The sequence below is a fragment of the Acidovorax sp. LjRoot204 genome, assembly GCF_056175785.1.
Genome location: NZ_JBGFFF010000209.1, coordinates 1 through 6,120 on the forward strand (window position 1 = coordinate 1; position 6,120 = coordinate 6,120).

The 6,120-nt window shown below is 65.5% G+C and carries 5 protein-coding genes and 1 pseudogene; 3 read left to right on the forward strand and 3 right to left on the reverse strand.

Translation table 11 applies throughout. The features are described 5' to 3' along the window. On the reverse strand, window positions 1-1,785 hold a 1,785-nt coding region (locus tag AC04MI_RS22605), incomplete at its 3' end, for a tetratricopeptide repeat protein (protein WP_476498760.1). Window positions 1,786-2,014: 229 nt separating this feature from the next. Here AC04MI_RS22605 and AC04MI_RS22610 point away from each other — a divergent pair. Next, window positions 2,015-2,338 (forward strand): helix-turn-helix domain-containing protein, encoded by a 324-nt coding sequence (locus AC04MI_RS22610; RefSeq protein ID WP_436077431.1) that lies wholly within the window; start codon window positions 2,015-2,017, stop codon window positions 2,336-2,338. Between the two features lie 69 nt (window positions 2,339-2,407). On the opposite strand, the gene AC04MI_RS22615 is transcribed toward AC04MI_RS22610, so the two are convergent. Together AC04MI_RS22615 and AC04MI_RS22620 are read right to left on the reverse strand one after the other, a co-directional pair. Then, window positions 2,408-3,400: a Bug family tripartite tricarboxylate transporter substrate binding protein gene (locus AC04MI_RS22615; RefSeq protein ID WP_476498761.1), complete on the reverse strand. Its 993-nt coding sequence runs from the start codon at window positions 3,398-3,400 to the stop codon at window positions 2,408-2,410. A gap of 101 nt (window positions 3,401-3,501) precedes the next feature. Beyond that, on the reverse strand, window positions 3,502-4,599 hold the full coding sequence (locus AC04MI_RS22620) for a lactonase family protein (protein WP_436077432.1): 1,098 nt from the start codon (window positions 4,597-4,599) through the stop codon (window positions 3,502-3,504). 380 nt (window positions 4,600-4,979) lie between these two features. Here AC04MI_RS22620 and AC04MI_RS22625 point away from each other — a divergent pair, with 380 nt between their 5' ends. Together AC04MI_RS22625 and AC04MI_RS22630 are read left to right on the forward strand one after the other, a co-directional pair. Beyond that, the gene (locus tag AC04MI_RS22625; RefSeq protein WP_476498762.1) at window positions 4,980-5,951 is read left to right on the forward strand and encodes a Bug family tripartite tricarboxylate transporter substrate binding protein; all 972 of its coding nucleotides are present in this window, start codon (window positions 4,980-4,982) and stop codon (window positions 5,949-5,951) included. A gap of 49 nt (window positions 5,952-6,000) precedes the next feature. Beyond that, window positions 6,001-6,120, forward strand: a pseudogene (locus AC04MI_RS22630) (5-dehydro-4-deoxyglucarate dehydratase); the annotation flags it as partial.

Below are 6,120 nucleotides of genomic sequence, written 5' to 3' on the forward strand. Positions count from 1 at the left end.
ATGCAAACATGCAAACGTGGAGGTGGAGCGTCCATAGCGGGCATCTTCATGGGCATCGCCCTCGTCGCCCTCTTCGCTGCGATGCGTCGGGCCTGTGCGGCTGCGCGAGGGGCTGGGCGCCTGCGAACGCGGAGTCTGTGGCTCTGGCGGCCTGGCTGTACCTGGCGACGGCGGGGCGCCATCACCCCGCCCCCATTCACCTGCGGACAGACCCGCCGCTGCCGCTGCGCCCACCACCCGCGCGGCGGCCCCACCAGCAGCCTGAGGATTCGGGGCGAGTCCCCGCTCTTGCAGCACGGCACGCAGCCGCCCCGGCTCGCGCAGTGCCATCACCAGCGCCCGCACGGGCCCCTGCTCTTGCGGCTTGATGCGCAGGTCGGCCACCTGCATGGTGGTGCCCCGCGTATTGGCCAGCATGAACAACGCCTTGGCCACCAGGGCATCTTTGGGGCCGCCCTTGCCGCTTTCGATGAAGGTGCCCAGGTTGTAGGTGGCGTCGGCGTGGCCTGCCTCGGCCGCCTGGGCATACCAGGCGCGGGCCTGGGCCAGGTTCACGGGGCCGCCATAGCGGCCATGCTCGTCGCTGGTGCCCAGGTGGAAAGCGGCGTGCGGATCGCCCTCGCGGGCGTACCAGCCCGGCAGGTCGCGCAGGGGGTTGCCAGTCCACACCAGGGGTGCTGCGGCACCGGGCGCGGACGAAGCTGCAGCCATGGGCGCCAGGCTGAGGCCGCCGGGCGACTCTGACGCTTGCTGGGCCTGCTGCTTTTGCTGCGCCCGCTGCCGCTGCGTTTGCGCGGCGGCGTTCCACTTGGCGGCCTGCTGCGCGTCCGCCGGCCCGCCCCAGCCGCGCTCGAACATCACGGCCAACAGGCGTTGGGCGGGTTCATGGTCCCAGTCTGCAGCGCGCTGGCACCAGGAGCGCGCGTTCTCGTAGTTGGGCTGCTCCCAGCCGATCACGGTCTCCAGCGCGTGCAGAAAGGCTGCCACCTCGTGGCCCTGGGCCGCTGCGGGCTCCAGGGCGTCTGCCGCTTCAATGCGCTTGCGCGAGTACAAGGCCAGTTGCTCGCTGCGGGCCACAGCGTCATCGACTGCCTTGCGCTCTTCGTCCACGATCTGCAGCAGTGTCTCGCCCGGGGCGGCCGTCAGCCGTGCCATCAGAGCCTGAACGCGGGCCTTGGCCTTGTCCGGAAAGCGCTCGTAGAAGGCTTGGGCGTCCTTGCGGGTCTCCGCATCGTGCGCGCCCATGAGCTGCAGTGCAGCCGCCAGGTCAAAGTGCCTGCGCTGGCCCATGGTGCCAAAGCGCAGGGCCCGACCCAGCGCATACAGCGCATGGGGGTTGCCCCGCGCTGCCCAGCGCCGGTACTCGGCCCAGGCTTTGGCGTCATCGCCCGCCTGGCGCGCACGGACCGCATGGTGCACCTGCAAGTCGGGCTCCTCAGGGGTGTCGCCATTGGCCAGATAGTGCACGCCACTTTGTCGGTCATACAGATTCAGGCCCAGGCGGGCCGCCTGCTCCCAGCCATCGTCAAACGGCGGACCCCAATCCGGAAAGCGGGTGTTGATGCCCACGCCGAAGGTCGGGTCGGTGATGTCAGGACCACCGAGGTAAATGTCCCAGAACCCGGCAAAGCGCTGTTCGACGGCCCGGGCCCAGGCAGTGAATTGGGGGTTCATCGGCACCTGGGGGCCGGCCTCCACGCGCTCGTACTGCGCGTCCGCCTCGGCCTTGGTGGCTGGCCAGGGCCAATCGGCGGGCTTCTCCCAGATCTGGATGGTGTAACTCATGGCTCCCTCCTCGGATGCCGCTCGGAATGCGGCTTGTTGTTTGTGTTGACGCTCGTCAAGTGCGAGCAAATTCTAGAAGCGCCCTCCGCCAGCCTGCATCGCGGCACCTCTCTGTTTTGTCCAGTGATATGCCAGCACCACACCCGGATATCTGCTGCTGTTTTTGAGTAAAAATGGGCTGTAGCGCCCATACTCTATGTACCGATAGCTCTTTTTTTTATAGCAAACCATGTCCCAGCCACCCATTTCTGTCATGGCCCTTGCGATGCCTGTGCCCACCGGCGAGCAGCTCAAGGCCGCGCGCGTTGCAGCCGGGCTCAGCCAGGCGCAAGCTGCCGAACTCATGGGCTACCCACTGCAGACCGGCAGCCGGGGCGGCGTGCAGTCGCGCACCTGGCAGGCGCTGGAGAGCATGACCGACGAGCGCAACATGCAGGGACCCGTGTTTGCGATGTTTCTGTTGCTCACCGGACAGCATCCCGATCTCGTGCTCGCACATCGCTCGCCATCGACGGACGCCCCCGCCAGCGCGCCAGCGCCCAACCCGCAATAAAAAAGGCGGAACGGCCCAAAGGCAGTTCCGCCAAGTCTCTACAGGAGGAAAACAGGATCGGCCGGGCGATCAGTCCACCTTGATATTGGCCGCCTTGATGACCTGCGCCCATTTGTCCACTTCGGCTTTCTGGAAGGTGGCGATCTGGGCCACGCTCATGTCGGCAGGCTCCATGCCAAAACCTTTGAGGCGGGTCTGCATGTCGGGCTGGGCGAGGATCTTGCGGATCTCGTCGTGCAGGCGGCTCACCACCGGGGTGGGCGTGCCCGCCGGCACAAAGATGGCCTGCCAGGACTGCACCTCAAAGTCCTTGAGTTCGGCCACGCCGGACTCCGCSACCGTGGGCACGTCGGGCATSGAGGCCAGGCGCTTGGGCGASGTSACGGCAATGGCGCGCAGCTTGCCGCTCTGGATGTGCGGRSCSGCCACCACGGTGGTGTCGAACATCATGTCSACCTGGCCGCYGATCACGTCCTGGATGGCGGGGCCGCTGCCCTTGTAGGGGATGTGCGTGAACTTCACGCCCGACTTGTAGGCCAGCAGTTCCACCGCCAGATGCTGCGAGCTGCCCGTGCCGGCGGACGCAGACGACAGGCCGCCCTGCTTGCCCTTGGCGGCCGTCAGCACGTCCTTCAGGGTTTTATAAGGGCTGTTGGCCGACACCACCAGCACCACCGGGTTGGTGCCGATCAGCGTGACGGGGCTGAACGACTTGATGGGGTCGTAACCCAGCTTGGGGTACAGGCTGATGTTGATGGCATGCGAGCTGACCGTGCCACCCAGCAGAGTGAAGCCATCCGGGGCCGAGCGCGCGGCGGCCTCCGAGCCGATGCTGCCAGCAGCACCGCCCTTGTTCTCCACCACCACCGTGGTGCCCAGGGCTGTGCCGAGTTGCTGGCCGATCAGACGGGCCAGGGTGTCGGTGGTGCCACCGGCGGCAAAGGGCACCACGTAGCTGATGGCTTTGCCCGTGGGCCAGGTGGTCTGGGCCATGGCGGGCAGCGCCATCAGCGCGCCCGCAGCTGCCAGGGCTGCGGATTGGACTAGGGTTCTGCGTTGCATGTGTTTGTCTCCTAGGGGCAATGAAAAAAGGGGGCAACGAGCGAGGGCGCCTGCGGAGGCCGTGTTGTCGGTGCAGCCTGTGAACGCGCGCCCTTACTCGCTCAGGGCATATCGACGATCTCGATCCAGTTGGGGTTCTTACCCACCGGAACGCGGGTGGGCACACCGGGAAGGCCTGTCGCGGGGTCAATGGGGTGCAGTGCGACGTGGTGCGACTCCTGTCCCGCAGCGATCAGGAAGCGGCCAGACGCGTCCACTGCAAAACCGCGCGGCGTCTTTTCGGTGGGCACATGCCCCAGGGGCTGCAGCTGCCCGGTGGCGGCATCGACGCGAAATGCGCTCAGCGTGCTGGACGTGCGCTCCGACGCATACAGCGTGCGGCCATCGGGCGATAGGTGAATGTCGGCGGCCCAGGGCTTGCCCGCAAAACCTGCGGGCAATGCCGTGGTGCGCTGCAGCGGGCGCAGCGTGCCTCGCTCCTTGTCGTAGGCCATCACATGCACGGCCGCATCCAGTTCGTCCAGCAGATACAGGTGGCGCTGGTCGCCGCTCCAGACAAAGTGGCGGGGGCCGGACTTTTCGGGCGCCACGGGCGTCAAAGCGGGCTCGTGGGCGGTGAGCTTGCCCGTCTCGGCATCGAACTTCCATGCCGACAGGTGGTCGCCACCCAGGCTGGTCGCCAGGACATAGCGGTTGGCGGCATCCGCATGGATGGCATGCGCGTTGGGCGCGGTGGGAATGAGTTGCTGCACCGCTCCCACGACACCGTCCTTGCCAATGCTATTGACCGTGATCTTGTGTCCGGGGTAGGAGGCTGCGAACAGCCAGCGCCCGGTGGCGTCGGTGTCGATATTGGCCATGCTGTCGGCCAACGGCGCCTCGCCCAGCTTGCGCAGCTTGCCACTCGCCGGGTCAATGGCCAGGCTGACCACCCGAAACGGCTGCGAGCGCAATGCCACATAGAGCACGCGCTTGTCCGGGCTGACGGCCATGGGCATGGCAGCGCCGCCCAGTGCCGTGGTGTCCACGGGCTTGAGCGTCCCGGCGGCGCGGTCCAGCTCCAGCACCGACACATCCTGGCTGTCTGCATTGGCCACGTACACCCAGGTGGCTGCCTGTACCGCCTGTAAGCCCAGCGCGGTTGCGACGGCCAGCATCACGGGCGCGACGCGGTGATGGATACGAAATGGGATGGTCATGCTCGGTCCCYTGGTAGTGCCTTCGGCTGGACTGCAACTCCGAAGCGCCCGCCAGTGAGGTTGTGGTGGTTCTGCTGCGCCCGGAGACGCCATTCGCAGGGCGTTCCATTGCTGCAGCATCGGCTGATTGTGATATGTCGTCATACAACAAAAAATGCATTCTGACCCATCTTCAGCGCCGACAGAGAAAGGGATTACCCGAGGTCACACACAACCTTTAAACACACGCCAATCAACAATCTCTGGATTTTTTGGGGCCAGAATTCTCAGTACAAACCCTGAAATCCCCCTAAACATGCACTGAATGACACCGGCATGGATTGCGTATTTTTCGATCTAGTTGTACGATGACTAACAACACAAACACACGGAGACATTCCATGAGCCTGCAACGTCGCGCAATTCTTCTGGCCTGCACTGCCGCTCTGGCGGCAGCTTCTGCCACGGCCCAGACCACTGAATGGCCTGCCAAGACACTGCGCATCGTGGTGCCCTACCCACCAGGCGGCAGCTCGGACATCATTGCGCGCTCGATCAGCCAGGCGCTGTCCGAATCGCTCAAGCAGAGCGTGATCGTCGAGAACAAGCCCGGCGCCARYGGCAACCTGGGTGCCGACTTTGTGGCCAAAGCCGAGCCCGATGGCTACACCATGCTGCTGTGTGATGTGGGCGCGCTSGCSATCAGCCCCTCGGTCTACACSMRGCTGYCTTTCGAYCCYTCCAARGACCTGCGCGGYGTGACCATGCTGGCCTAYTCGCCSCACCTSYTGGTGGTGCAYCCCTCGGTSCMGGYCAACAACCTSAAGGAGCTGATCGCCTACTCCAAGAAGAACGAGCTGAACTTTGCCGTGACAGCCACCGGCAGCGCTCCCCACCTTGCCGGCGTGGCGCTGGAGCGCGCCAGCGGCGCACGCTGGCAGTACATCCCCTACAAGGGCGGCGTCACCGCGATTCAGGACACCGTGGCCGGCCAGACCCAGGTGCTGATGAACGGCATGCTGGCCACCCTGCCCCAGGTACAAAACGGCAAGCTCAAGGTGCTGGGCGTTTCCAAGTCCACCCGCATGCCGCTGATCGGTGACGTGCCCACGATTGCCGAGCAAGGTGTGGCCGGCTACGAGTCCGGCACCTGGCAAGGCGTGCTGCTGCCACGCGGCACACCCGATGCGGTCGTGCAAAAGCTCAACAAGGCGCTCATCACTGCCATCCGCGCACCCGAGATCCGCTCGCGCCTGGCCGGCCAGGGCGCCGAAGTGGTGACCATGACCTCCACCGAACAGGACCAGTTCTTCGCCAAGGAACGCGCGCGCTGGGCCAGCGTGGTGAAGGCCGCCAACATCAAGCTCGACTGAGCGCCGCAGACACCCGTTTCATTCACCATCCTCTCCCGCTGCAATGACCATGACCCCGCAAGAACTCAAAACCATCATGGGCTCCGGCCTGCTCTCGTTCCCCATCACCGACTTCGACGAGCAGGGCAACTTCCGCCCCAAGACCTACATCGAGCGCCTGGAGTGGCTC

Bases quoted from the DNA above. Each gene is read 5' to 3' on its own strand.
- AC04MI_RS22610 (WP_436077431.1), top strand. From the start codon at position 2,015: ATGTCCCAGCCACCCATTTCTGTCATGGCCCTTGCGATGCCTGTGCCC.
- AC04MI_RS22620 (WP_436077432.1), bottom strand. From the start codon at position 4,599: ATGACCATCCCATTTCGTATCCATCACCGCGTCGCGCCCGTGATGCTG.